This is a genomic window from Pseudocitrobacter sp. 73 (assembly GCF_008369545.1).
Taxonomy (GTDB): Bacteria; Pseudomonadota; Gammaproteobacteria; order Enterobacterales; family Enterobacteriaceae; genus Pseudocitrobacter; species Pseudocitrobacter vendiensis.
The window spans coordinates 1-24246 of the sequence record NZ_VTZO01000026.1 but is presented as its reverse complement, the minus strand read 5'-3'; the positions used below and the strand labels follow the sequence as shown (position 1 = coordinate 24246).

Here is a 24246-nt window from a genome sequence, read left to right as displayed (position 1 = left end):
CCACAACCGGAAGCAAAATGCCTGCAACAGCCCGGCGCGATGGCCGGGCTGCGGTTTACAGGCAGGAGCCTGAAGAGGCGTTAGTCTACCGGGTTCGGGATGAATTGCTACTGCCAGATGTTACAGCAGGTTATTCATCAACGGCCTCGCGCCACAGCGCTTCTACGATACGTTGCGCCATCAGCGCCTGGTCGCCGGCGGTTTCCGGAACCGTCTGATTTTGCACGCATTCGATAAAGTGGCGCGCACAGCCGACAAATCCACGCTGCTCAAGCGTGGTCTGCCAGCCAGGTATGGGGCGGGTCAGCACGCCTGCGCCCCGATCTTCTCGCCATTCTCGCATATCGGTAATGTCATACAACGCACCGTCCGTCACCGCCTGCACCCACTCGCGCTGGCTACCGGCGCGGCGATGCATGCTGGTTGTCACGCTAAGCGTAGGATGGCTGAAGTGGTGCTCAGCGTAGAGCATCTCACCATCGTCTGTGGTTTGCAGCGTGCCGCTGCTTAAGGGCGCATTACCGCCCGCCAGCCACAGCGCGGTGTCGACCACATGCAGATAATCATCCAGCAGGGTGAAGTGCAGATCGTGCGGGCCGACGCTGTCAGTGCGATGTTTATCCATTCGCAGCGACGCCGCATTGGCGAGATTGCTTTTTAGCTCGCGGTACAGCGGCGCAAAACGGCGATTAAACCCCACCATCAGCGTTAACTTTTTGCGTGCGGCCAGTTCAACCAGACGCTCGGCATCACTCAGTTTTTCCGCCAGCGGTTTGTCGACGCAGACGTGCACGCCCGCATTCAGCAGTTCGCTGACCACCGAATAGTGCGACGCCGTTGCGCTGTGGACAAACACCGCATCGCACTGCGCCGCCAGCGAAGCCAATGAGTCCGCATACGGCATGCGGTAGGTTTCGCACACTTTCAGCGCCTTCTCTTTACCCGGTGACCAGGCCGCCTGCAACGTCCAGTCGGTGGCGGCGCTGAGGACCGGAAGCCACGCCTTCTGCGCGATCCCACCCAGCCCAACCACGCCTACGCGTAATTTTGCCATCGTTATTCTCCGAGGTGCGCCAGCAGGGAATCCAGGCGCTGTTTCAGCTCCGCCACTTCGCCTTCCAGTGCATCAACGCGCGCGCGGAGATCGTCATCCGCCGGGGCGACATCATCGGCGACCTGGGCCAGCACTTCCATTTCACCGCTGAAAAGGTGCATATAGCGGCTCTCGCGCTTGCCTGGCTCGCGCGGCAAACGCATCACAAACGGGCCATCATCGCGCGTAGCCAGGCGTTCAAGCGTGGCTTCCACTTCCGCCATATCGCTGAATTCATGCATGCGCTGCGCGCGGCCCCGTAACTCACCCGGCGTTTGCGCACCGCGCAGGAGCAGCGTGGTGATGAGTGCCACTTCGGCGCTGGAAAGCTTCAAATCGCCGAACTCAGAATTGCAGAAACGTTGTTCATATTTGGTCACGCGATTGCCAAAGCCGCTGACCGTGCGCAGATAGTGGCGTTTGACCAGCGTATCCAGCAGATCCTGTACGTCAGACTCGCTGAGCGTCATCACCGGTTCACGGTTGGTTTTCTGGTTACAGGCCGTCACCACGCCGTTAATCGACAGCGGATACTGCTCGGGTGTCGTGACCTGCTTTTCCAGCAGGCAGCCAATCACGCGCGCTTCCAGCGGGGTTAATTCATATTTCATCTCTTCTCCTTAGCGACCGGCTGTCCATTCTTGTGTAGTGAGTGCGGTTAAGACGTGGTCACGCCATTCGCCGTCAATCAGCAAATAGTTTTTGGCATAACCCTCTTTTTCAAACCCCAGCCGCGCCAGTAAGTCGCCGCTGCGCTGATTGTGTGGCATATAGTTAGCCATAATGCGGTGAATATGTTGGGTGCGTTGCATATAACGAATAGCGCTGGTCAGGGCTTCAAACATCAGCCCCTGCCCTTGCCACTTTTGCCCAATCGAATAACCAAGGTAGCAGGCGTGGAACGATCCGCGCACCACGTTAGAGAAATTGGCGACGCCAATGATTTCTTTCTCCTCCGGGTCGAGCAGCGCAAAATAGTACGCGCTTCCCTGCTTATGGAATTCATTAATCATCGACAAGCGAGCCTGCCAGCCGGAAGGATAACAGTGGCTATCGTCACGGATGGGCTCCCAGGGTTTCAAAAACTGCCTGTTTTCTGCGTAATAATCGGCAAGACGCCATGCATCACGGTCATGGACCAGACGCACAACCAGACGATCGGTTGTCAAACGCACTTTCGGTACGTTACTGCGATAGCCAAACATCTCTTACTCCTGTACCTGAATAATAACCCGGGTTAACTCACTATACCTGTCCACAGGGGGTCTGTGAAAACAGCAACATACCTTTTTTCATACCCCGATCGCGATTTCGATAAACAAGCTCAATCAAAGCACCATTTTGATAAAAAAATATTGTCGCTGGCAATATGGGAAAAGGTGAAGCGACCCGGCAGAATGGAGAGGTTCATCTCTTTTATTCCCCTGGAGGGGAAATGTCCCGCGTATCGCAGGCAAGGAGCCTGGGTAAATACTTCCTTTTAGTCGATAACATGCTGGTTGTGCTGGGCTTTTTTGTCGTCTTTCCGCTGATCTCCATTTGTTTTGTCGACCAGATGGGCTGGGCGGCATTAATGGTCGGGATTGCGCTCGGTCTGCGTCAGTTAATTCAGCAAGGTTTGGGTATTTTTGGCGGGGCGATAGCTGACCGTTTCGGCGCCAAACCGATGATTGTGACCGGCATGCTGATGCGCGCAGGCGGTTTTGCCATGATGGCAGTCGCGCACGAGCCTTGGGTGCTGTGGCTCTCCTGTTTGCTTTCCGGGCTTGGCGGCACGCTGTTCGATCCCCCGCGTTCCGCACTGGTGGTGAAGCTGGTGCGTCCGGCGCATCGAGGCCGCTTTTTCTCACTATTGATGATGCAGGACAGCGCCGGCGCGGTCATCGGTGCGCTGATGGGCAGTTGGCTGCTGCAATATGACTTCCGACTCGTATGTAGCGCGGGTGCGGTGCTGTTCATTCTGTGCGCCATTTTCAACGCCTGCTACCTTCCGGCATGGAAACTCTCTACTGTGAGAACGCCAGTACGTGAAGGGCTTGCGCAGGTGCTGCGTGATAAACGTTTTGTCACCTACGTGTTAACCCTCACGGGTTACTACATGCTGGCGGTGCAGGTGATGCTGATGCTGCCAATCATGGTGAATGATATTGCGGGCTCGCCTTCTGCCGTGAAATGGATGTACGCCATCGAAGCGGCGCTGTCGCTGACACTGCTCTACCCTATCGCACGATGGAGCGAAAAACGTTTTCGCCTTGAGCAGCGTCTGATGGCGGGCTTGCTGATCATGACGGTTTCCATGTTGCCGATTGGTCTGGCTACCTCGCTACAACAGTTATTCACGTTAATTTGTACATTCTATATCGGTTCGATTATCGCGGAGCCAGCACGTGAAACCCTGAGCGCACATCTGGCAAATGCCCGCGCGCGCGGCAGCTATATGGGCTTTAGCCGTCTGGGCCTGGCCTTTGGCGGCGCCCTCGGCTACACCGGTGGCGGCTGGCTATTCGACAGCGGGAAAGCGCTGAACCAGCCGGAACTGCCGTGGGCGATGCTGGGGCTTATCGGCATCATCACGTTTGTTGCATTATGGTGGCAGTTCAGCCCTAAACGCGCCGCCTCCGGCATGCTTGAACCCCGCCATTAACCCTTTTATTCTGCATCATTGATGGTCTGCAAATTACGCAGTCCATCAGTAAAATCTCATCCTAAGAAAGAAGATATGGCACTTTCAGTATTTTCCGCTGTCATAATCACGACTGAAAGCGCAAGCTGCCTGCGGACAGGATTACAGCACAGCATCATATTGAGGAACTTCATGAAGAAATTTTTTGTCATTGCCGCACTGATCGTTGGCGGCCTGGTGGCGGGTTGTAATCAACTGACGCAATACACAGTGAGTGAACAGGAAATTAATCAGGCGCTGCAAAAGCACAATAATTTCTCGAAAGATATAGGCCTGCCCGGCGTGGCCGACGCGCACATCGTGCTGAATAATCTCACCAGCGCCATAGGCCGTGAAGAGCCGAATAAAGTCACCCTCACCGGTGACGCTAAACTCGATTTAAACTCGCTGTTTGGCAGCCAGAAAGCGACCATTGACCTGAAACTGAAAGCGTTACCGGTCTTCAACAAAGAGAAAGGTGCGATATTCCTGCAAGAGATGGAAGTGGTCGATGCCAAAGTGACGCCGGAAAAAATGCAATCGGTGGTGCAAACTTTGGTGCCTTATCTGAACCAGTCGCTGCGTAATTACTTTAATCAGCAACCGGCTTACGTGCTGAAAGAAGATGCCAGCAAAGGCGAAGCACTGGCCAAAAAATATGCGAAAGGCATTGAGGTAAAACCAGGACAAATTATTATCCCGTTCACGGATTAACATCGTAAATAAGACGCCCGGCGGATATTTTCGCCGGGCGTCTTTTTTTACAGAAAGGAGTGCAAAGGAAAACGTTTACGTTTATCCTTAGTGCCCGGCAAAAAACAGCCCTAATGACTGATTTCCCACCAGGCCGGAGCACACCCATGACCGCATTACCGCAAGTTTTGAAAATTCGCCGCCCAGACGACTGGCATATCCATCTGCGTGATGGCGAGATGCTGAAAACCGTCGTGCCTTATACCAGCGAGCTCTATGGTCGTGCGATCATCATGCCAAATCTGGTACCGCCTATCACCACCGTGGAAGCGGCAATCAGCTACCGCCAGCGCATTCTGGATGCCGTTCCGGCAGGTCACGATTTTACTCCGCTGATGACCTGTTATCTCACCGACTCCCTCGATCCAAATGAAGTGGAACGCGGTTTTCAGGAAGGCGTATTTACGGCAGCTAAGCTGTATCCGGCAAATGCGACAACCAACTCCAGCCACGGCGTCACCAGTATCGATGCAATAATGCCGGTGCTGGAAAGAATGGAAAAACTCGGAATGCCGCTGCTGGTTCATGGTGAAGTCACTCATGCCGACATCGATATTTTCGACCGCGAAGCACGCTTTATCGAAACGGTTATGGAGCCATTGCGCCAGCGACTGCCGGGGCTGAAAGTGGTGTTTGAACACATCACCACCAAAGATGCCGCCGATTATGTCCGCGAGGGTAATGAACTGCTGGCTGCGACAATCACCCCGCAGCATCTGATGTTCAACCGCAACCACATGCTGGTTGGCGGCGTGCGCCCACATCTTTACTGCCTGCCGATCCTCAAACGTAATATCCACCAGCAGGCGCTGCGCGAACTGGTCGCCAGCGGCTTCGAGCGCGCATTCCTCGGGACTGACTCCGCGCCGCATGCGCGTCATCGCAAAGAAGCCAGCTGCGGCTGCGCGGGCTGCTTTAATGCGCCCACCGCGCTGGGCAGCTATGCCACCGTCTTTGAAGAGATGAACGCATTACAGCACTTCGAAGCCTTCACCTCGCTGAATGGCCCGCGCTTCTATGGCCTGCCGGTGAATGAGTCTACCGTTGAGCTGGTACGAGAAGAGAGCCAGGTGGTTGAGAGTATTGCCCTTTCTGACGATACCCTGATCCCCTTCCTCGCCGGTGAAACCGTACGCTGGACGGTAAAAAAATAAATCGCACGCTCCCTGTTGTAAGTTTTTCGCTTTAACTGTATAAATATACAGTACACATACAGGGGGCAACCATGCGCATTGAAGTGACTATTGCTAAATCCACAACCCTCCCCGCTGGGGCGCTTGACGCACTGGCGGGTGAACTCTCCCGACGAATTAACGATCAGTTTCCAGATAGCGGCGGCACCGTTTCGGTACGCTACGCATCGGCAAATAACCTTTCGGTTATCGGTGGCATTAAAGAAGATAAAGACCGGATCAGCGAAATTCTCCAGGAGACCTGGGAAAGCGCGGATGACTGGTTCATACCCTAAATAATTCGAGTTGCAGGAAGGCGGCAAGTGAGAGAATCCCCAGGAGCTTACTCAAGTAAGTGACTGGGGTGAACGAACGCAGCCAACGCATCTGCAACTTGAAGTATGACGGGTATAACCGACTAATTTGCTCCCTCATTGTGTTCTTTGCCGGGTCGCCCCGGCTTTTTTATTTCTCGCCGCCCACTTCTTTTTGGCCCTATTCTGATTCCATTAATAAAACCTCAGCCATAATGGTGATTTATTGCGCAACAAAACGCGTACTTTAGGAATTTGTGTTGCATTTTATTTAAAATCTCGAATATTAAGTAAGTTGTTGGTATACTGAAAAAGCTTCGAAAAAAACCTGCATTGAACCTCGAGAGTTGTTGCCTTTTAACAAAGATATAAGGGGTTATGATGGAAAAGAATAATGAAGTCATCCAGACCCATCCCCTCGTTGGATGGGACATCAGCACCGTTGATAGCTACGATGCGCTGATGCTGCGCCTGCACTACCAAGACCCCAATGAATCGAGCAAGAAAGAAGCTGAAATAGGTCAAACGCTTTGGTTGACTACCGATGTCGCTCGTCAATTTATTTCTATATTAGAGGCGGGCATCGCCAAAATTGAATCCGGCGATTACCAGGCGAATGAGTATCGCAGGCATTAGTGCTGATACGAATAATTATCAAACAGGCACCTTCGGGTGCCTTCTTTATTTTCAGGCTTGTATCAGGCTGGCTTGTTAATTACCCTGCTATACACGTCATCATCCTGCATGCTGATGTGGCTTAACAAAAAACAATTCCAGGAAGCGCTATGCAATATGACCTGATCATTGTCGGCAGTGGCTCCGTCGGGGCGGCTGCCGGATACTACGCCCGTAAAGCGGGCCTTAATGTCCTGATGACCGACGCCCACATGCCGCCTCATACCGAAGGCAGCCACCACGGCGATACACGACTGATTCGCCACGCGTATGGTGAAGGCGAAAAATATGTTCCTCTGGTGCTGCGCGCGCAGCAGCTGTGGGATGAACTGGCCGCCGCCAGCGGTGAAGATTTGTTTGAACGTAGCGGCGTGGTCAATCTTGGGCCCGCGGATTCCACCTTTCTTGCCACCGTAGCGCAGAGTGCGGAAAAATTTGGCCTTGATGTAGAACGACTGGATGCCGCAGGCGTAATGGCCCGCTGGCCTGAAATTCAGGTGCCCGAAGACTATCAGGCCATCTTTGAGCCCGCGTCTGGCGTGCTGAAAAGCGAGCTGGCGGTAAAAACATTGATCGCGCTGGCAAAGGAAGCAGGTTGCGCACAACTCTTCAACAGCCCAGTCACCGCGATTGAACATCACGCTGACGGGGTCGCGATAGAAACGTCAGAAGGCCGCTTTGAAGGGAAGAAACTGTTGCTCAGCGCTGGTACCTGGGCTAAACAACTCTACCCGCAATTACCAATACAACCGGTTCGCAAAGTGTTTGCCTGGTTCCAGGCCGATGGGCGTTACAGCCGCAAAAATAACTTCCCGGCGTTTACGGGGGAGTTGCCGAATGGCGATCAGTTCTACGGTTTCCCGGCGGTTGAGAATGAACTTAAAATCGGCAAGCATAATGGCGGTCAGCTTATCAATACGCCACAAGGGCGCAAACCGTTCGGTACCGTCGCCACCGATGGCTCTGAGGCTTTCAGCTTCCTGCGTAATATTCTGCCCGGTATTGGCGGCTGTTTGCACGGTGCCGCCTGCACCTACGACAACACCGCGGATGAAGATTTCATTATCGATACGCTACCCGGTCAGCCAAATACTTTACTGATTGGCGGATTGAGCGGTCATGGGTTCAAGTTCGCGACCGTGCTGGGTGAAATCGCCACGCGATTCGCGCAGTCACAGCCAGAAACCTTTAACCTGGCGCCCTTCTCGCTTTCCCGTTTTGACGATTAATGAGTGCGGTTTGCCTGATGGCGCTGCGCTTATCAGGCCTACATTCGAACCCATTTGTAGGTCAGGTAAGCGCAGCGCCACCTGACAAAAACGCAGGCGTATACGAAAATGTGCCTTTAAAGAGAACAACAATGCAGCGTCTATATAACTACCTGGTCAACAACCTGCGCGAACACTTTATGATTTACGTCGCGCTCTGTCTGCTGCTGGCCTTGATCGATCTTATCTGGATTTTTTTCGCCTGATCACTCTGGGTCAGGAATACCCAGTTTAGTATTCAGCCGACCACGCGATTTATTAAAAATCTTGTTGCCATTTTCACGTCCGGCGCGGCGTTTACGCTGCTCCTCTTCCGGCAGTTTGTGCTCTTCCTGGCAGGCTTCGCTACAGCATCCGTCATATTTTTCCGCGCAGGTCGGGCACTGAATGAAGAGCAGATGGCAGCCGTCGTTAAGACAATTCGTGTGGCTATCGCAAGCCGTCCCGCACTGGTGGCAGTGGGCAATCACCTCGTCAGAAATACGCTCTCCCATCCGCTCGTCAAACACAAAGTTCTTGCCGATAAAGCGCACCGGTAACCCCTGCTCACGCGCGCGGCGGGCATATTCAATAATGCCGCCCTCAATGTGCCACACCTGCTTAAACCCGTTATGTTTCATCCAGGCGCTCGCTTTTTCGCAGCGAATTCCCCCGGTGCAGTACATTACAATCTTCTTGTCTTTATGTTCCTGCATCATCTCGACGGCTTTCGGTAGCTGATCGCGGAACGTATCTGCCGGGATCTCCATGGCGCGTTCGAAATGGCCGACTTCATACTCATAGTGGTTGCGCATATCGATGAACACCGCATCCGGGTCATCCAGCATGGCGTTGACTTCCGCCGCTTTTAAATAAGCGCCGACATCGTTCGCATCAAATGAGGGATCGTCAATACCGTCCGCCACAATGCGGTCGCGCACTTTCATGCGTAGCACCCAGAATGATTTGCCGTCGTCATCCAGCGCGATGTTAAAGCGCAGCCCGTCCAGCGCAGGGTCAAAACGGTATAACAACTCGCGTAGCGCATCGACATTACTTGCGGGAACGCTAATCTGCGCGTTGATCCCTTCATGGGCGAGATAAATGCGACCAAACACGTTCAGTTCGGAAAGTGCGAGGTAAAGGGCATCACGGGTCGCTTTCGGGTTAACGATGGTGAAATACTTATAGAATGAGATTGTCGTGCGTGGCTCGGTTTCAGCGAGCATCTGCGCCTTCAGGGTCTCATTCGATATGCGGTTATGTAACACTGGCATGGTGCTCTAATCCTGCAAAAGGGAATGAATTTATAAATCGGGCGGATGATATAGCAATCATCGACAATTTACATCCACACATTTTGCGCTACATTTGTCTCTCCATCAAAACATCGAATGAAACATTTGCACGAATTATCGACACTCGTACTCTGGTTAGGTTTGGCTGACGGAAAAATAGTGCGACAATAGCGGAAGTGGCTCGATAAAACAGGAAAGACATGACCCAGTTACCCAAATTTACCGCGGCGTTGCTGCATCCACGTTACTGGCTAACCTGGCTGGGAATTGGCCTGCTGTGGCTCATCGTACAATTGCCCTACCCGATCATTTATCGCCTCGGTAATGCCATAGGTCGTGTGGCGATGCGTTTTATGAAGCGTCGTTCAAAAATCGCCTATCGCAATCTCGAGCTATGCTTCCCACAAATGAGTGAAGCTGAGCGTCATCAGCACGTTGTGAAGAATTTCGAATCGGTTGGTATGGGCCTGATGGAAACCGGGATGGCGTGGTTCTGGCCCGATCGTCGTATCGATCGCTGGACGGACGCCAGCGGTCTGGAGCATATCTCCGCCATGCAGGAACAAAAACGTGGCATTTTGCTGATCGGTATTCATTTTCTGACACTGGAAATGGGGGCACGAATGTTTGGTTTCTTTAACCCAGGCATTGGCGTCTATCGCCCCAACGACAATCCGGTTATCGATTTACTGCAAACCTGGGGACGGATGCGTTCCAATAAATCGATGATTGACCGGAAAGATTTAAAAGGCATGATCCGCGCGCTGAAAAACGGCGAAATCGTCTGGTATGCACCTGACCACGACTACGGCCCACGCGCCAGCGTATTTGCGCCGCTGTTTGCCGTCGAGCAAGCGGCCACAACATCAGGCACATGGATGCTGGCAAGAATGTCGAAAGCCAGTATTGTGCCCTTTGTGCCGCGCCGCAAACCTGACGGGAAAGGCTACGAATTGATTATTCTTGAGCCAGAACTCTCCCCACCGCTGGATGATGCCGAAACCACCGCCGCGTGGATGAACAAGATTGTCGAGAAATGCATTATGATGGCCCCGGAGCAGTACATGTGGCTACACCGTCGCTTCAAGACGCGCCCGAAAGGGATGCCTTCCCGCTACTGAACGTTAGCGCAGCCTTCACGGCTGCGCTGATGCCTGGCATTGCAGTAACAATCACACAAGCGCATAATTAGCAGGCTTATTGAATTCTCTGTTCCCCCCTGCTCACTTTTGGAATTTTATGCCTGCTTCTGATGTTGATGCTCCCATAAACTGGAAACGTAATCTTACCATCGCCTGGCTTGGCTGCTTCCTGACCGGCGCGGCATTCAGTCTGGTGATGCCTTTTCTCCCCCTCTACGTCGAGCAACTTGGCGTCACCGGTCACAGTGAACTTAATCTGTGGTCAGGCATTGTCTTCAGTATTACGTTCCTGTTTTCCGCTATTGCTTCGCCATTCTGGGGCGGTCTGGCCGATCGAAAAGGCCGAAAAATCATGCTGCTTCGCTCGGCGCTGGGAATGGCTATCGTCATGCTGCTGATGGGTTTGGCACAGAATATCTGGCAGTTTTTAGTGCTGCGCGCGCTACTTGGCGTGCTGGGCGGTTTTGTGCCGAATGCCAATGCGCTGATTGCCACCCAGGTGCCGCGAAATAAAAGCGGCTGGGCGTTGGGGACTCTCTCCACTGGTGGCGTCAGCGGCGCGCTTCTCGGGCCGCTGGCGGGCGGTTTACTGGCCGATAGCTATGGTTTACGGCCCGTCTTCTTTATTACCGCCACGGTGCTCTTCCTGTGCTTTGTATTGACCTTGCTGTTGATACGCGAACGGTTCACTCCGGTAAATAAAAAAGAGATGCTGCACGCCCGCGAGGTGATCAGCTCACTGAAAAATCCCAAACTGGTGCTCAGCCTGTTTGTCACCACCATGATCATTCAGGTCGCTACCGGCTCCATTGCACCAATCCTGACGCTTTACGTTCGCGATCTCGCAGGTAACGTCAACAACATTGCCTTTATCAGCGGGATGATTGCCTCCGTACCCGGCGTCGCCGCGCTGCTGAGCGCGCCAAGGCTGGGCAAACTGGGCGATAGAATTGGCCCGGAAAAAATCCTTATCACGGCACTGATCCTCTCCGTGCTGCTGTTGATCCCCATGTCGTTTGTACAAAATCCGTTGCAACTTGGCATCCTGCGTTTTCTGCTTGGTGCCGCCGATGGAGCGTTACTGCCCGCGGTGCAAACGCTGCTGGTGTATAACGCCAGCAACCAGATTGCCGGGCGGGTATTCAGCTATAACCAGTCGTTTCGCGATATTGGTAACGTGACCGGGCCGTTGATTGGCTCGGCGGTGTCGGCAAGCTACGGTTTTCGCGCGGTGTTTTGCATTACCGCCGCCGTGGTGTTGTGCAATGCGGTTTATACCGGCTTTAGCCTGCGCCGTCGCGCTCCAGCTAAGACTGTCGGGTGAATTTCAGCCATTTTTTCTTGCCCGTTCCAATCTTAAGCTATTCTTTCCCTGAATATACCCGGAATGTTGCCCGTCTCAGCGGGCAACGCCTGAGACCACGTCAAATCGCAGGGAGAATAAGATGACTATGTATGCCACGCTTGAAGAAGCTATTGACGCGGCGCGAGAAGAATTCCTCGCCGATAACCCCTCCGTTGAAGAGAGCGATGCGGATGTTCAGCAGTTGAATATCCAGAAGTATGTTTTGCAGGACGGCGACATCATGTGGCAGGCTGAATTCTTTGCCGACGACGGCGAAGAAGGTGAATGCATGCCAGTCCTGAGTGGGGAAGCGGCCCAGAGCGTCTTTGATGGCGATTATGACGAAATTGAGTTACGCCAGGAGTGGCTGGAAGAAAATACGCTGCATGAGTGGGATGAGGGGGAATTTCAGCTTGAACCCCCGCTGGATACCGAAGAGGGCCAGGCGGCGGCAGATGAATGGGATGAGCGTTGATTATTCGTAAGGGCCGTGGCTGGCGTCGATAGGCAGCAGGAGCGTATCGAAGATCAGCGAAAATGGCAGATCTATAATTGTCAGCCAACGCCACGCGGAATCCCGCAGGTCCCACTGTACGCCGGGATAGTATTGATTTCCGTGCCCCTGGCCTGGAATGGTGCGGCTGATTATGCTGCCGCATCCGCTCAATAGCAGCGTCATGGCGATGACCAGTACGATTTTCATGCAACACCTCAACGTCAGACAAAAAAATACCGGCTTTAACGCCGGTATTTTCCTTTTATTACGGCTTATTTGGCTTTCATCGCCAGCGGGTTGATCGCCAGTTTCGAATACTCATCCACCCAGGATGTGTATTTCTCAGGCGCAGCCCATACGCGGTAGTGCATACGCGCCATGGTCACCGGGTCGCTCAGCAACACTAAACGACGGTCGCGGTTGAGTTTGTCCGGCGTTTCGTTCAGCGCCTGCTCAACGTGGCGGTCGCGCGCAATTTCCAGCACATGGCTGGCACGGTGACGTGCGGTTGCCATAGCCGTCGCCAGCGCGTTGTATGATGGGTTAAACACCGCGTGCATAAAGCCATCATCCAGTGTGCGGTTGCGGTTCAGTTGCAGGTAAGCATCCGTATCCGCCAGCACTTTCGGCGTGTTGTACTCTTCCGGGATCAGAAACAGTTTCCAGCGCTTGGTGCGCAGACCGATCGTTGAACGGCTCGAAATAACCGAGACGAACGGCGACAGGATCAGCGAGAAGACAATCGGCGCCAGCCAGAACAAGAAACGCAGATCCAGCCATGCCATTCCAACAGCCCACACCAGCCCCAGCAGCAACTGAGAGCCGTGACGCATAAACGCTTCGCCCCACGGCGTAGAGTCATCATCACGTTGCGGCGAATTCCAGACCACTTCCCAGCCGAGGAACGCGCTGACCACGAATACGGTGTGGAACAGCATACGCACCGGCGCCAGCAGCACGGAGAACAGCACTTCCAGCAGCAGAGAAATCGTTACGCGGATAAAGCCGCCGTACTCTTTCGGCCCCTTACACCACACCAGAATAATACTGAGCAGTTTCGGCAGGAACAGCAGCACCATGGTTGAAGCAAACAGCGCGATCGCCAGTTCAGGACGCCACTGCGGCCACACCGGGAACAGCTGACGGGGTTGCAGGAAGTACTGCGGCTCAGTGAGCGCATGCACCACCTGAAGCGCCGTTGACAACGCCAGGAACAGGAACCACAGCGGCGCAGAAAGGTAAGACATTACGCCGGTCAGGAACACCGCACGGTGAACCGGGTGCATCCCTTTTACCAGAAACAGGCGGAAGTTCATCAGGTTACCCTGACACCAGCGACGGTCACGCTTAAGCTCATCGAGCAGGTTCGGTGGCAGTTCTTCATAGGAGCCCGGCAGGTCATAGGCAATCCACACGCCCCACCCTGCACGACGCATTAACGCAGCTTCTACGAAGTCGTGCGACAGAATCGACCCGGCGAAGTTACCGTCGCCCGGCAGCGGCGCTAACGCACAGTGCTCGATAAACGGTTTCACGCGGATGATGGCGTTATGCCCCCAGTAGTGGGATTCACCCAACTGCCAGAAGTGAAGGCCGGCGGTGAACAGTGGGCCATAGACGCGCGTGGCGAATTGCTGACAACGGGCATACAGCGTATCCATACCGGACGCGCGCGGTGAAGACTGGATGATCCCGGCGTTCGGGTTCGCTTCCATCAGGCGCACGAGGTTGGTCAGGCAATCGCCGGACATCACGGAGTCGGCATCCAGCACCACCATGTAGCTATATTCGCTACCCCAGCGGCGGCAGAAGTCATCGATGTTACCGCTTTTACGCTTCACGCGACGACGACGGCGACGGTAGAAGATCTGCCCTTCGCCCTGCACTTCGGCAATCAGCTCCATCCACGCTTTCTGTTCTGCAACACAGATATCCGGGTTGTAGCTGTCGCTCAGAATGTACACATCGAAGTGTTTCTGCTGACCGGTGGCTTTCACCGATTCCCAGGTTGCCCGCAGGCCCGCGAAGACGCGATCGACGTCCTCGTTACAGATAGGCATGATAAGCGCAGTGCGATGCTCCGGGTTCAGCGCCTCATCGCCCACCGTGGACGCGGAAATACTGTATTTATCCCGGCCAATCAGCAGTTGCAGGAAGCCCATCAGCGCAGTCCAGAAACCGGCTGAGACCCAACAGAACAACACAGCAAACAGCACCAGGATGCCACTTTGCAGCAGATACGGCAGCAGCTGCATGAAAGAGACCCACAGGTCCTGGCCGACCATATCGGCAGGGTTAATAAATGCCCATCCCTGATACGGCAGAATGGTTTTCATGTACCAGGTCGCTACGACCGTCTGCGCCAGCGTCAGGATCAGCAGAATGTAACGGCGGATCGAACCCGTCGTACGCCATTTTTGCTCGTGCTCCTGCTCTTCTTTCGTCAGACGAGAGACATAGCGCGGGGTAACATCACGACCACGCAGGCGATCCCAGAAGCGACCAATCGGGTTGGTGCGCCAGGGGTCCGGGAACATGGAAGATCGCTTCGCTTTCGGCATCGCCTGAAGCTGAGTGCGACCTTCGTCATCTTTGATGAGCGGGTCACCGGCCAGAGAGTCTGGCCAGTTTTGCTCAAGACGCGCTTTCACGGATGCGAGCGGGGTATCGTCATCGCGTTCAAACGTTTGATGCTCGGTATCCAGCGCTTCGTGCACGGCACGCAGGCTGGAATCGGGCAGCGCCGATTTTTCCGCCTCCGTGAGCGACAGCGCGTCAATGTACTTCGTTGTCTTATTCATTGGCAGGCAGCTGATAGCTCCAGGTTTCACTCAGCGTTTGGTCAGCGTTGACCAGCGCCGCGCGCATTTCAGTGGTTTTCTTCGGATCTTTCACTTTAACGCGCAACGTCAAGCGCCAGCCTTTGGTGACCGGGTTATAACGTACGCTGTTTTCAACGATTTCACCGTTATCGCCAATGCTGGCTTGTGAAGTAACAGGCGTATCCTGCGGCAGTTTTTTCATGTCCGCGCCGGAGAAATCCACCACGAAGGCTATCGTGCCATCCGGTTGACGAATCAGGTTGGACTGTTTCACATCACCGGTAGAGCGACGGGTCTGCACAACATACGCGCTATCCGGCGCATGCAGTTTGTCTTCGTCACGGCTAAAGGTGATGCTGTATTTGTAGTTCATCTCTTTACCGGCTTCCGGGAGTTGGTCCGGTGTCCAGTAAGCGACGATGTTATCGTTGGTTTCATCGTTGGTCGGAATTTCAACCAGTTCAACGGTCCCTTTACCCCAGTCACCTTTCGGGGTGATCCAGGCGCTTGGGCGCAGGTCATAACGATCGTCGAGATCTTCAAAACGGGAGAACTGACGGCCACGTTGCAGCAAGCCAAAGCCCTGCGGGTTCTCAGTAGCGTAGCTGCTGACCGCCAGATGTTTCGGGTTATTCAGCGGACGCCAGATCCACTCACCATTGCCCGCATGAATAGACAGACCGTTTGAGTCATGCAGTTCCGGACGATAGTTAGTGACCTGCGACGGCTGGTTCGGCCCAAACAGGAACATACTGGTCAGCGGCGCAACACCCAGTTTACCGACTTTGTCACGCAGGTAGATTTTGGTTTGTACATCTACAACCGTGTCACGACCCGGCATGATGACAAAACGGTAAGCCCCTGTAGCGCGAGGAGAATCCAGCAGTGCGTAGATGGTCAGGCGCTTGTCGGTGGCTTTTGGACGCTCGATCCAGTATTCACGGAAACGTGGGAACTCTTCACCGGACGGTAAAGCAGTGTCGATAGCAAGACCACGTGCGGATAAGCCATACACCTGCCCCTGGCCCAGTACACGGAAGTAGCTGGCACCCAGCATGCTAACGATTTCGTCGTTTTTGCCTTTGCTGTTAATAGGATAAAGCACTTTAAAACCGGCAAAGCCCAGGTCTTTTACCGTGTCTTTATCGTGCTGTACATCACCAAAGTTAAAGTAGTCCGGGTTGTATTTAATTTTGCGTACGGACGTAGCGGTAACTTCGTTAATGGTAACCGGCGTGTCGAAGTACATACCCTGGTGGTAGAACTCGAGCTTAAATGGGGTCTTAACGTTGCTCCAGTAGGCCTTATCGTGGTTGAACTGAATCTGTTGGTAGTCCGCGTATTTCATCTCGCGGAATACGGAAGGCAGGTTGCTTTTCGGCGCTTCATAGCTCTTCCCGGCCAGTGATTTCGCCTGCTTTGCAACGTCATCAATGCTAAACGCCCATGCAGATGAAGTACACAGGGACAACATTACGGCAGCGCCAATCCAGCGCATTTTCATCATCTGTGGTTTATTGTTCATATAGCTAAGCACTTCCCCCTTTGTGTGCTTAAATCGATCCGATCCATTTTACTGGAAACTCAAGCAATCCGACAACATAATCCCCATATTGTTCAGCATAGCGGCTCAGGGAATAAGCAACCGTTAACTGCTTTTTGCACTTTGCGTGCTTATCCTGGAGACAGGTACCCGGACTTCGTGTAGGGTTGCGTCGAATGTAAACGTTATCGCCGCGTGCGATAAGACGAATAGTCTGAGAATTTAGCTAACTCTATGAATAATGTACCTGCACAGCGCGAGTATTTCCTCGATTCCATCCGCGCATGGCTGATGCTCCTGGGTATCCCTTTTCACATTTCTCTGATTTACTCCAGCCACACCTGGCATGTTAACAGCGTTGAACCCTCATGGTGGCTCACACTATTTAATGATTTTATTCATGCCTTCCGCATGCAGGTGTTTTTTGTCATCTCCGGCTATTTCTCCTACATGCTGTTTTTGCGTTATCCGCTGAAGAAATGGTGGAAAGTGCGCGTAGAGCGCGTCGGGATCCCCATGTTGACCGCGATCCCTCTGCTGACGCTGCCGCAGTTTCTGATGCTGCAGCACGTCAAAGGCAAGACGGAAAGCTGGCACACGCTGTCGCTCTATGACAAATATAATACGCTGGCCTGGGAACTGGTGTCGCATCTGTGGTTTTTATTGGTTCTTGTGGTGTTGACCACACTTGGCATCTGGGCATTTAAGGTGATTAAGCGCCGCCAAACGCCAGGATGTTTAGATAACCTCACCATGGGCAAACTGACGTTCGGGTTCTTGCTGCTGGGCATACTGTACGCCGCTATCAGACGCACGCTGTTTATCGTTTACCCGCCAATTCTTAGCGATGGTCTGTTTAATTTCGTGGTGATGCAAACGCTGTTCTATGTGCCCTTCTTCGTGCTGGGGGCGCTGGCATTTATTCACCCACGCGTAAAAGCGCTGTTTACCACCACCTCCTGGCCGTGTGTCATTGCCGCCATCGCGGGTTTCCTCGCTTATCGTATGAATCAACAATATGGTTCCGGCGATGCGTGGATGTATGAAACCGAGTCAGTGATTACTATGGTGCTGGGTCTGTGGATGGTTAATGTGGTGTTCTCTCTGGGCCACCGTCTGCTGAATTTTCAGTCTGCACGCGTGACCTACTTCGTTAACGCCTCGCTGTTTATCTATCTGGTGCACCATCCGCTGACGCTGTTTTATGGCGCGTGGATCACGCCGAATATTAGCTCCAATATCGTGGGCTTTATCACCGGGCTGGTCTTTGTGATTGGGGTTGCGCTGGTGCTTTACGAGATCCACCTGCGTATTCCGCTACTGCGTTTCCTGTTCTCAGGCAAACCACAGCAGAAGGTTGAAAAAGTGCAGCCTTCACGCGGCTAACACCCAAACAAAAACGCCTGATACGTTGCGGTATCAGGCGTTTTTTTATGCCTCGACGTCGTCGCCCTGCTGGCTTAATAAACGTTTATACAGCCGGGTGTTTTCTTCGTCATAACAGACAAACCAGACTTTCTCCGGCGTGCGGTGAAACGTCAGAAAACGCTCAACCGTATGAAAAGCGATTTCTGCGGCGGCGGGTTTCGGGTAGCCGTACACGCCGGTCGAGATTGCCGGAAAAGCAACGCTTTGATAGCCGTTATCCAGCGCCAGTTGCAAGCTGTTACGATAGGCCTGCTCCAGCAGCGAGGCTTCATGCGCATCGCCACCCTCCCATACTGGCCCGACCGTGTGGATGACCGCCTTCACCTTCAGATTACCCGCATGAGTAATCACCGCATGACCCGGCGGGCATGTCCCTTGTTGCTGGCGCACAACCGCGCAGGCTTCTGCTAACGCGGGGCCTGCGGCACGATGAATGGCACCATCAACGCCGCCACCACCCATCAACGATGGGTTTGCCGCATTCACGATAACATCCACATCAAGTTGGGTGATATCTCCCTGCACCACCTGAATACGTGCTGTCATGCTGACCTCCTGCCGACCACAAATCTGTTATCCGTTAGACAATAGAGGTGGTGAGCTTACTGACAAATAATAGAACCCCTCTGCGGGGTTGCCATTATTGATACTGCACACTAATCACAGCAAGCGTTTTCTGTTTGTTAAGCCACTGCAGATCCAGCGTGGCCTCCTTCAGGTGTTGTGTTTCTCCGTGAGAAAGCGACGTGACGGGAATCGTATTTTGATGATGATCGCCGTCGCGGTAGCAAGAAACGTTGACGTTGCGCGTCGAGGGAACCACCGAGCATCCGCCTTCCACGATCTGGCCGCGAAAGTGAATAACGCCTCCCTGGCCTAATCGCTCGGATCCCGCCAGCGCATCGAAACAGAGGGCGGGAGTAAAACAGAGTATCAACAACGCATTACCGAAAAATGCTTTCATGTAAGCCTCTTAACAAAGCTTCATCCCTGATTGTTGATTACGGGTTGTCATCTGTGCATCTTCTCAGGCTAGCAGCACATAAGAAGTTTTGGGGGCATCAGCAATCAGCGAATGAAATTAAATGTTGTGTTGATCAATACGTCATTTATTTTCAGAGAGTTAAATGACTCGCTATTAGCAATTCAGACAGCGATTACCAACAGAGAAGCTATCGGCAGTGGGGGAAGATACTTTAGACAGAGAGGCATTCAGGTTTGTGGCGGGTCAAGGGTCCAGGTTTGCGTGAGATCGATATTGCGGCCATCAGACACATGAACAGTCACCACCACATTGTCGCCCGGTGAAGGTGTCAAAATTAGCGTTGCCAGCGCCTGGGGTCTGCGCGCCTGTATTACCAGCACACTTTTTTGTCGACTTCGGCTTGTTCCCGATGTGCCCTGCCGTTCGGTATCCATACTGACTTCACACTGGCACTCTACGGGCAGCGTCACCATCGGTATCACCGTGACCTGATCGCCCTCTCTTTTTGACTCAAAACTCAGCGTTCCAATAACCATTGCAGCAAAAATGAGAGCGGGCATCGTGTAATTACCTCTCTGCAGAGAGTCAGAAACAGGGCCGAGTCAACGCAACACGCCGATAAACATTCACCATCATTATCTCAATAAGAATTATCCTAAGTTATTATTACCACTCGTTAAATCCCCTTGAAATATTATTTATAATACAATGAAAAACGTTAACAGAATTAAATTGCAATCTATCTTATCTGCGCAGGCCATGTAACTAATGCTTTTTTATTATTTTTTTAAAAGACTTTAATATCAAGGTGATACGTATTAATGTCGCTTTTAATATTTGACATTCATCATACGAAACAAAAATCAAAAAAATAAACATAACTCAAATTTACATTTTGTTACATTATAAAAACTTGTTTAATTAATTTTGCCTACCTAAATTTTAGATTAATTCATATTTCGTAGTCCATTGGCATTGCCGCGATTCCTGCGGTCGCCTGAGCGTGCGTGTTGTTGCTGTTTAACCTTATATTTCAACTATATAAAAATGGCATATATCTCTCTGGAGCGAACCATGAGAACGAATAAGAATCCGTCTGAGCCCCGATTTTTGTTTCTGATAACCAAGCCGTCATTGCAATCAACGCTTTTGTTACAGGCACTTAAGAAGCGGTTCTATAATGAAGTGACACTTAAACATTGTGATGTCATCGACAGTTCAACAATTGAAGATGGCGACCTGCTTTTATTCGATATGATGTCTCTTGAAGAACAGACTTCACGACAGTGGTGCCAGGACCTGCAACACTGTCAGAAAAAGTTTAAAACACTACTTTTCAATATTCCGCCACATTATCATCACCGCGATATTGTCGAATGGCCGATGATTAGCGGTATATTTCATACAGAAACCGGCGAAGAAAATTTAATAGAAGGTATCAGAACCGTATCCCGGGGTGAGAAATTCTTTCCGAAGTCGATTAATGACTATCTGACACAGCAGCTAAATTTGTCCCATCCGCAGTGGAATGAAACCGTTGACCTGACACATCGCGAAAAACAGATCCTGAGCAAACTTCGACAAGGTGCCTCCAACATCGAAATTGCTCATCTGCTGTTCATCAGCGAGAACACGGTCAAAACGCATATCTACAATCTCTTTAAAAAGCTCTCGGTGAAGAACCGAACTCAGGCCGTGTTTTGGGCGAACAAATACCTACGGTGACTATCATGAAAACCGTTCCTGTATTGGCAACAGTTCTGCTTTTACATCTTGCACCAGCCCCGGCGGCAGAACTTGAAGTTCCAGGGTTGATTGTCACTCGTGCCGTTACCTCGGTAGGACAAAAATTTTGCCGAGATTTTAGCGAGCACTGGACAGATAATAAAATTAACCTGACAGATTTTCTACGGGAAACTCAGTATCGTGGTAAGCCCCTGCGGAAGGGAAAAGGAAATCGGGTTTTTTATTACCTTCTGTGATGGCCTGCGTCGCAAAGTGTCGCAGGCCGTGCTCAATGAATAGATGCTCCAGGTGCAGTTCCAGCGACTTCCCGGCTCTGGATTTACGGCGATTGCTGACAGAATTGGCCAGCGCAATAAATTCATCCACAGAGCCAAATCCTTTCCGGATGATATCCAGAACATGCAGTTCCTCAACCAATAGAAATATGTCGTACTCCACGCGCCGGCGGTCAAGAAGTTGCTCATCCGGATCAAGGGAATTTTTCACATAATGGCTGGCTGCATACTGAATAATTTCACTTCCCGACGGAAAGCGCAGGTGCCAGTCTTCAGGTAGAATATATTTATGATTTACTGGCGCTTGCTGTAGAGATAGTCCGCCTAGAATCTGTCCTGCGGGGCCGGATATAAGCGCTCCGGGTATAACTTCACCAATAGCGGTCTCAATGACGTCCTCTTCATCAGTGCTGGCGCATACCCAAATATTTACTTCCTTACAGTCCCCCCCTTGCTCATCAAGCTTGAAAGCCAGGAGCGTCAGAGCCCCTGTATTTTCAGGATCCTGAAGTGGGCTGCCTCTACCCCAGCGGGTAATCCTTTTTTCATTCCGGGTTTTACCAAAATGACGGCTGTTATAATAAATTGCCCTGGCTTCGCTGTCAGGGCAATCATGCGATGACACATGTGCGGTGAGAAAAACCGAAGGGTTCAGTTCACGGGTATGGTTGATAGACGGAAAGAGTTTTTCAACGATACCTGAAGGGATATAAAGCCCTACCTGGTGACCACCTGTTGCGCCGGTATCGTTGGCGGAAAGGCGTTTGATGTAGACGAAGTAATTCTCACATGCGATCTCAAGTAGCCAGTTGTGGAAAACCGACATAAGCATCCCCTGTTACCCTGAAACTCTACTCACCATTTTTTCATGATTATATACAAACAGTGTCATTTTCAGAAGACGACTGCACCAGTTGATTGGGCGTAATGGCTGTTGTGCAGCCAGCTCCTGACAGTTCAATATCAGAAGTGATCTGCACCAATCTCGACTATGCTCAATACTCGTGTGCACCAAAGCGAGGTGAGCATGGCGACGGAGGCTCTGGTGCAAAGATTGGCGGCAGTCAGAGGTAGGCTGTCGCTCTGCGCCGATCAGGCGGCTGCTGCGAAATGGTGGTTGAGCATGCCCATGGCCTCCGTCAGCGCCGAGGGCCCAATGCCAAAAGCTCTCTCCACAAGGCGCACCTCGCCCCTGATGCCGGGCTGCAGGCACCAGGGGCGAGCCTGTCCTTTGCGCAGGGCTCGCATGACTTCGAATCCCTTGATCGTGGCATAGGCCGTGGGGATCGATTTGAAACCGCGCACCGGCTTGATCAGTATCTTGAGCTTTCCGTGATCGGCCTCGATCACGTTATTGAGATACTTCACCTGCCGGTGGGCCGTCTCCCGGTCCAGCTTTCCTTCGCGCTTCAATTCGGTGATCGCTGCACCATAGCTCGGCGCTTTGTCGGTATTGAGCGTGGCAGGCTTTTCCCAGTGCTTCAGGCCTCGCAGGGCCTTGCCCAGGAACCGCTTCGCTGCCTTGGCGCTGCGGGTCGGCGACAGGTAGAAATCGATCGTGTCGCCCCGCTTGTCGACTGCCCGGTACAGGTAGGTCCACTTGCCCCGCACCTTGACGTAGGTTTCATCCAGGCGCCAGCTCGGATCAAAGCCACGCCGCCAGAACCAGCGCAGCCGCTTCTCCATCTCCGGGGCGTAGCACTGGACCCAGCGATAGATCGTCGTATGGTCGACCGAAATGCCGCGTTCCGCCAGCATTTCCTCAAGGTCGCGATAGCTGATCGGATAGCGACAATACCAGCGCACCGCCCACAGGATCACATCACCCTGGAAATGGCGCCACTTGAAATCCGTCATCGTTCCGTCCGTCCAATCTCCGCCAAGCATGCTCAAGCTTCACGATTTTTGCAACAGAGCCCACACGAGTATTGAGCATAGTCGAGATTGGTGCAGATCACTTCTGATATTGAACTGTCAGGAGCTGGCTGCACAACAGCCATTACGCCCAATCAACTGGTGCAGTCGTCTTCTGAAAATGACAATCGTGCCACCGGCTCCAGGTCTTATCGAACAGCTCAGACACATGGTCCAAATGCTGGTCGATCCGTTCGGCCAGTTTTTCGATGGCCTCTTGCTTGAGCTTGTCACTTTCCCTGAACTCGATGTTCAAGGCCCTGGCCACCTGGTTGAGGTTCCGGCCGATAGCTCCAAGCTGCCGGCACGATTCCCGTACGGTGTTCACTTCTTCATCAGTGAGGACCGGCATCCGGTTCAACGACCGCAGTCATTTCTGTACCTAAACAGTCCTGCGAATATGTGAGTTTTGACCTAATGAGCCACAAAAACTCATTTTCGCCCACGATAATTTTTCTACTTCCTTTCTTTGGAATGCTCATTTCAATATTCACATAACGTCGCTATCAATCGCGGAAAAGGCGTAGTGCGCGAAGCGAACGAAGCTTTTTGCCGTCGATTGCATAGCTTTGTTAACCCTTTTTCCAAATTTGATAGCAATAGTTAATGTTTGAAGTAAAGTGTTGCTCAAAAACAACTTCGAAGGTATTTGGAATACTCGGGAAGAAAACATCCCCCTCTGGCTCGATGTCGATCGTCGATAAGTGGAGCGTAGAGGCCATGGGTAATGTTTCTCGGTAAATTTCTCCGCCACCAGACACTATAACGTGACCGGTGAATTCAGCTAGCCTGTCCATGGCCTCTTCGATTGACTGAAATACAACTACATTGTCATCATTTGATGTCCAACCTGAGCGGGTAACGACCGCGTATTTCCTATTGGGGAGTGCGCCCATAGATTCAAACGTCTTGCGACCCACCAGAAGCCACTGATTGTAGGTCAATGCTTTAAAAAGTAGCTGCTCCCCTTTCGCGGACCAGGGTATGTCTGGACCGCAACCAATCACGCCGTTTTTCGCTTTCGCAGCCATCAATGATACTTTCAAGGTTCTCATCCTGGGTTAACTTTGTTTTAGGGCGACTGCCCTGCTGCGTAACATCGTTGCTGCTCCATAACATCAAACATCGACCCACGGCGTAACGCGCTTGCTGCTTGGATGCCCGAGGCATAGACTGTACAAAAAAACAGTCATAACAAGCCATGAAAACCGCCACTGCGCCGTTACCACCGCTGCGTTCGGTCAAGGTTCTGGACCAGTTGCGTGAGCGCATACGCTACTTGCATTACAGTTTACGAACCGAACAGGCTTATGTCCACTGGGTTCGTGCCTTCATC

25 protein-coding genes and 2 pseudogenes are annotated in these 24246 nt (G+C 52.4%); 13 read left to right on the top strand and 14 right to left on the bottom strand.

What is annotated here, in order from left to right; all coding sequences use genetic code 11:
• Positions 1 to 130: 130 nt before the first annotated feature.
• The 3 genes from F0Q32_RS21695 to rimJ are packed head-to-tail and all read right to left on the bottom strand — an operon-like array spanning position 131 to position 2298.
• A complete protein-coding gene (locus tag F0Q32_RS21695) occupies positions 131 to 1054 on the bottom strand; it encodes a Gfo/Idh/MocA family protein (RefSeq protein WP_149464677.1) in 924 nt (307 codons plus the stop codon).
• A gap of 2 nt (positions 1055 to 1056) precedes the next feature.
• Positions 1057 to 1704, bottom strand: coding sequence for a YceH family protein (locus F0Q32_RS21690; RefSeq protein ID WP_149464676.1), 648 nt, complete (start codon positions 1702 to 1704; stop codon positions 1057 to 1059).
• A 9-nt stretch (positions 1705 to 1713) separates the two neighbouring features.
• Positions 1714 to 2298, bottom strand: coding sequence for a ribosomal protein S5-alanine N-acetyltransferase (gene rimJ, locus F0Q32_RS21685; protein ID WP_108475757.1), 585 nt, complete (start codon positions 2296 to 2298; stop codon positions 1714 to 1716).
• Between the two features lie 230 nt (positions 2299 to 2528).
• On the opposite strand from rimJ, the gene mdtH reads away from it, so the two are divergent.
• The 7 genes from mdtH to F0Q32_RS21650 all read left to right on the top strand — a co-directional run bounded on the left by mdtH (position 2529) and on the right by F0Q32_RS21650 (position 8143).
• On the top strand, positions 2529 to 3737 hold the full coding sequence (mdtH, locus tag F0Q32_RS21680) for a multidrug efflux MFS transporter MdtH (RefSeq protein ID WP_149464675.1): 1209 nt from the start codon (positions 2529 to 2531) through the stop codon (positions 3735 to 3737).
• Positions 3738 to 3908: 171 nt separating this feature from the next.
• Positions 3909 to 4469: a lipoprotein gene (locus tag F0Q32_RS21675; protein ID WP_149464674.1), complete on the top strand. Its 561-nt coding sequence runs from the start codon at positions 3909 to 3911 to the stop codon at positions 4467 to 4469.
• A gap of 146 nt (positions 4470 to 4615) precedes the next feature.
• Positions 4616 to 5662: a dihydroorotase gene (pyrC, locus tag F0Q32_RS21670; protein ID WP_149464673.1), complete on the top strand. Its 1047-nt coding sequence runs from the start codon at positions 4616 to 4618 to the stop codon at positions 5660 to 5662.
• 71 nt (positions 5663 to 5733) lie between these two features.
• A complete protein-coding gene (gene dinI, locus F0Q32_RS21665; RefSeq protein WP_149464672.1) occupies positions 5734 to 5976 on the top strand; it encodes a DNA damage-inducible protein I in 243 nt (80 codons plus the stop codon).
• A gap of 399 nt (positions 5977 to 6375) precedes the next feature.
• Positions 6376 to 6630: a biofilm formation regulator BssS gene (bssS, locus tag F0Q32_RS21660; protein WP_015964888.1), complete on the top strand. Its 255-nt coding sequence runs from the start codon at positions 6376 to 6378 to the stop codon at positions 6628 to 6630.
• A 149-nt stretch (positions 6631 to 6779) separates the two neighbouring features.
• Entirely contained in the window at positions 6780 to 7898 is a 1119-nt protein-coding gene (gene solA / locus F0Q32_RS21655; RefSeq protein ID WP_149464671.1) for an N-methyl-L-tryptophan oxidase, read from the top strand.
• Between the two features lie 131 nt (positions 7899 to 8029).
• Entirely contained in the window at positions 8030 to 8143 is a 114-nt protein-coding gene (locus F0Q32_RS21650; protein ID WP_149464670.1) for a DUF2770 family protein, read from the top strand.
• On the opposite strand, the gene F0Q32_RS21645 is transcribed toward F0Q32_RS21650, so the two are convergent.
• Positions 8144 to 9193 carry a rhodanese-related sulfurtransferase gene (locus F0Q32_RS21645; protein ID WP_149464669.1) on the bottom strand — a complete coding sequence of 350 codons (1050 nt, stop codon included), beginning with the start codon at positions 9191 to 9193 and terminating at the stop codon, positions 8144 to 8146. It abuts the gene before it with no gap.
• Positions 9194 to 9414: 221 nt separating this feature from the next.
• Here F0Q32_RS21645 and F0Q32_RS21640 point away from each other — a divergent pair, with 221 nt between their 5' ends.
• From F0Q32_RS21640 to F0Q32_RS21630, 3 genes are all read left to right on the top strand, one after another.
• Entirely contained in the window at positions 9415 to 10335 is a 921-nt protein-coding gene (locus tag F0Q32_RS21640) for a Kdo(2)-lipid IV(A) acyltransferase (RefSeq protein ID WP_149464668.1), read from the top strand.
• A 118-nt stretch (positions 10336 to 10453) separates the two neighbouring features.
• Complete coding sequence (gene mdtG, locus F0Q32_RS21635; protein WP_149464667.1) at positions 10454 to 11680, top strand: multidrug efflux MFS transporter MdtG; 1227 nt, start codon at positions 10454 to 10456, stop codon at positions 11678 to 11680.
• Between the two features lie 121 nt (positions 11681 to 11801).
• Positions 11802 to 12176 (top strand): MysB family protein, encoded by a 375-nt coding sequence (locus tag F0Q32_RS21630; protein WP_149464666.1) that lies wholly within the window; start codon positions 11802 to 11804, stop codon positions 12174 to 12176.
• Here the strand turns inward: F0Q32_RS21630 and F0Q32_RS21625 are convergent, their stop codons facing one another.
• From F0Q32_RS21625 to mdoG, 3 genes are all read right to left on the bottom strand, one after another.
• On the bottom strand, positions 12177 to 12404 hold the full coding sequence (locus F0Q32_RS21625; protein ID WP_149464665.1) for a YceK/YidQ family lipoprotein: 228 nt from the start codon (positions 12402 to 12404) through the stop codon (positions 12177 to 12179). It lies immediately after the preceding gene.
• Positions 12405 to 12469: 65 nt separating this feature from the next.
• Positions 12470 to 14998 (bottom strand): glucans biosynthesis glucosyltransferase MdoH, encoded by a 2529-nt coding sequence (gene mdoH / locus F0Q32_RS21620; protein ID WP_149464664.1) that lies wholly within the window; start codon positions 14996 to 14998, stop codon positions 12470 to 12472.
• On the bottom strand, positions 14991 to 16544 hold the full coding sequence (gene mdoG, locus F0Q32_RS21615; RefSeq protein WP_188016900.1) for a glucans biosynthesis protein MdoG: 1554 nt from the start codon (positions 16542 to 16544) through the stop codon (positions 14991 to 14993). The genes mdoH and mdoG overlap by 8 nt, the downstream gene beginning before the upstream one ends.
• Before the next feature lie 252 nt (positions 16545 to 16796).
• Here mdoG and mdoC point away from each other — a divergent pair, with 252 nt between their 5' ends.
• Positions 16797 to 17948: a glucans biosynthesis protein MdoC gene (gene mdoC, locus F0Q32_RS21610; RefSeq protein ID WP_149464663.1), complete on the top strand. Its 1152-nt coding sequence runs from the start codon at positions 16797 to 16799 to the stop codon at positions 17946 to 17948.
• Between the two features lie 45 nt (positions 17949 to 17993).
• Here mdoC and ymdB read toward each other — a convergent pair whose 3' ends face one another.
• From ymdB to csgC, 3 genes are all read right to left on the bottom strand, one after another.
• The gene (gene ymdB, locus F0Q32_RS21605; RefSeq protein ID WP_149464662.1) at positions 17994 to 18536 is read right to left on the bottom strand and encodes an O-acetyl-ADP-ribose deacetylase; all 543 of its coding nucleotides are present in this window, start codon (positions 18534 to 18536) and stop codon (positions 17994 to 17996) included.
• Between the two features lie 94 nt (positions 18537 to 18630).
• Positions 18631 to 18954 (bottom strand): hypothetical protein, encoded by a 324-nt coding sequence (locus tag F0Q32_RS21600; protein WP_149464661.1) that lies wholly within the window; start codon positions 18952 to 18954, stop codon positions 18631 to 18633.
• Positions 18955 to 19202: 248 nt separating this feature from the next.
• Positions 19203 to 19535 (bottom strand): curli assembly chaperone CsgC, encoded by a 333-nt coding sequence (gene csgC / locus F0Q32_RS21595; protein WP_149464660.1) that lies wholly within the window; start codon positions 19533 to 19535, stop codon positions 19203 to 19205.
• 514 nt (positions 19536 to 20049) lie between these two features.
• Here csgC and csgD point away from each other — a divergent pair.
• A complete protein-coding gene (gene csgD / locus F0Q32_RS21590; protein ID WP_149464659.1) occupies positions 20050 to 20700 on the top strand; it encodes a biofilm master transcriptional regulator CsgD in 651 nt (216 codons plus the stop codon).
• 174 nt (positions 20701 to 20874) lie between these two features.
• On the opposite strand, the pseudogene F0Q32_RS21585 reads toward csgD, so the two are convergent.
• The 4 genes and pseudogenes from F0Q32_RS21585 to dfrA14 form a co-directional block, all read right to left on the bottom strand.
• Positions 20875 to 21822: pseudogene (locus tag F0Q32_RS21585) on the bottom strand (type II site-specific deoxyribonuclease); the annotation flags it as partial.
• A 266-nt stretch (positions 21823 to 22088) separates the two neighbouring features.
• Positions 22089 to 22853: an IS6-like element IS6100 family transposase gene (locus F0Q32_RS21575; protein ID WP_001389365.1), complete on the bottom strand. Its 765-nt coding sequence runs from the start codon at positions 22851 to 22853 to the stop codon at positions 22089 to 22091.
• A gap of 142 nt (positions 22854 to 22995) precedes the next feature.
• The gene (gene mobC, locus F0Q32_RS26845; protein WP_001144737.1) at positions 22996 to 23262 is read right to left on the bottom strand and encodes a plasmid mobilization relaxosome protein MobC; all 267 of its coding nucleotides are present in this window, start codon (positions 23260 to 23262) and stop codon (positions 22996 to 22998) included.
• A gap of 220 nt (positions 23263 to 23482) precedes the next feature.
• Positions 23483 to 23956, bottom strand: coding sequence for a trimethoprim-resistant dihydrofolate reductase DfrA14 (dfrA14, locus tag F0Q32_RS21560; RefSeq protein WP_004201280.1), 474 nt, complete (start codon positions 23954 to 23956; stop codon positions 23483 to 23485).
• Positions 23957 to 24111: 155 nt separating this feature from the next.
• Here dfrA14 and F0Q32_RS21555 point away from each other — a divergent pair.
• Positions 24112 to 24246: pseudogene (locus tag F0Q32_RS21555) on the top strand (integrase); the annotation flags it as partial.

Bases quoted from the DNA above. Each gene is read 5' to 3' on its own strand.
- rimJ (WP_108475757.1), bottom strand. From the start codon at position 2,298: ATGTTTGGCTATCGCAGTAACGTACCGAAAGTGCGTTTGACAACCGAT.
- csgD (WP_149464659.1), top strand. From the start codon at position 20,050: ATGAGAACGAATAAGAATCCGTCTGAGCCCCGATTTTTGTTTCTGATA.
- F0Q32_RS21625 (WP_149464665.1), bottom strand. From the start codon at position 12,404: ATGAAAATCGTACTGGTCATCGCCATGACGCTGCTATTGAGCGGATGC.
- ymdB (WP_149464662.1), bottom strand. From the start codon at position 18,536: ATGACAGCACGTATTCAGGTGGTGCAGGGAGATATCACCCAACTTGAT.
- dinI (WP_149464672.1), top strand. From the start codon at position 5,734: ATGCGCATTGAAGTGACTATTGCTAAATCCACAACCCTCCCCGCTGGG.
- F0Q32_RS21650 (WP_149464670.1), top strand. From the start codon at position 8,030: ATGCAGCGTCTATATAACTACCTGGTCAACAACCTGCGCGAACACTTT.
- mdoC (WP_149464663.1), top strand. From the start codon at position 16,797: ATGAATAATGTACCTGCACAGCGCGAGTATTTCCTCGATTCCATCCGC.
- F0Q32_RS21645 (WP_149464669.1), bottom strand. From the start codon at position 9,193: ATGCCAGTGTTACATAACCGCATATCGAATGAGACCCTGAAGGCGCAG.
- mdtG (WP_149464667.1), top strand. From the start codon at position 10,454: ATGCCTGCTTCTGATGTTGATGCTCCCATAAACTGGAAACGTAATCTT.
- F0Q32_RS21630 (WP_149464666.1), top strand. From the start codon at position 11,802: ATGACTATGTATGCCACGCTTGAAGAAGCTATTGACGCGGCGCGAGAA.
- F0Q32_RS21675 (WP_149464674.1), top strand. From the start codon at position 3,909: ATGAAGAAATTTTTTGTCATTGCCGCACTGATCGTTGGCGGCCTGGTG.
- pyrC (WP_149464673.1), top strand. From the start codon at position 4,616: ATGACCGCATTACCGCAAGTTTTGAAAATTCGCCGCCCAGACGACTGG.
- bssS (WP_015964888.1), top strand. From the start codon at position 6,376: ATGGAAAAGAATAATGAAGTCATCCAGACCCATCCCCTCGTTGGATGG.
- mdoG (WP_188016900.1), bottom strand. From the start codon at position 16,544: ATGAACAATAAACCACAGATGATGAAAATGCGCTGGATTGGCGCTGCC.
- solA (WP_149464671.1), top strand. From the start codon at position 6,780: ATGCAATATGACCTGATCATTGTCGGCAGTGGCTCCGTCGGGGCGGCT.
- F0Q32_RS21640 (WP_149464668.1), top strand. From the start codon at position 9,415: ATGACCCAGTTACCCAAATTTACCGCGGCGTTGCTGCATCCACGTTAC.
- mdoH (WP_149464664.1), bottom strand. From the start codon at position 14,998: ATGAATAAGACAACGAAGTACATTGACGCGCTGTCGCTCACGGAGGCG.
- mobC (WP_001144737.1), bottom strand. From the start codon at position 23,262: ATGCCGGTCCTCACTGATGAAGAAGTGAACACCGTACGGGAATCGTGC.
- F0Q32_RS21575 (WP_001389365.1), bottom strand. From the start codon at position 22,853: ATGACGGATTTCAAGTGGCGCCATTTCCAGGGTGATGTGATCCTGTGG.
- F0Q32_RS21600 (WP_149464661.1), bottom strand. From the start codon at position 18,954: ATGAAAGCATTTTTCGGTAATGCGTTGTTGATACTCTGTTTTACTCCC.
- F0Q32_RS21695 (WP_149464677.1), bottom strand. From the start codon at position 1,054: ATGGCAAAATTACGCGTAGGCGTGGTTGGGCTGGGTGGGATCGCGCAG.
- csgC (WP_149464660.1), bottom strand. From the start codon at position 19,535: ATGCCCGCTCTCATTTTTGCTGCAATGGTTATTGGAACGCTGAGTTTT.
- mdtH (WP_149464675.1), top strand. From the start codon at position 2,529: ATGTCCCGCGTATCGCAGGCAAGGAGCCTGGGTAAATACTTCCTTTTA.
- F0Q32_RS21690 (WP_149464676.1), bottom strand. From the start codon at position 1,704: ATGAAATATGAATTAACCCCGCTGGAAGCGCGCGTGATTGGCTGCCTG.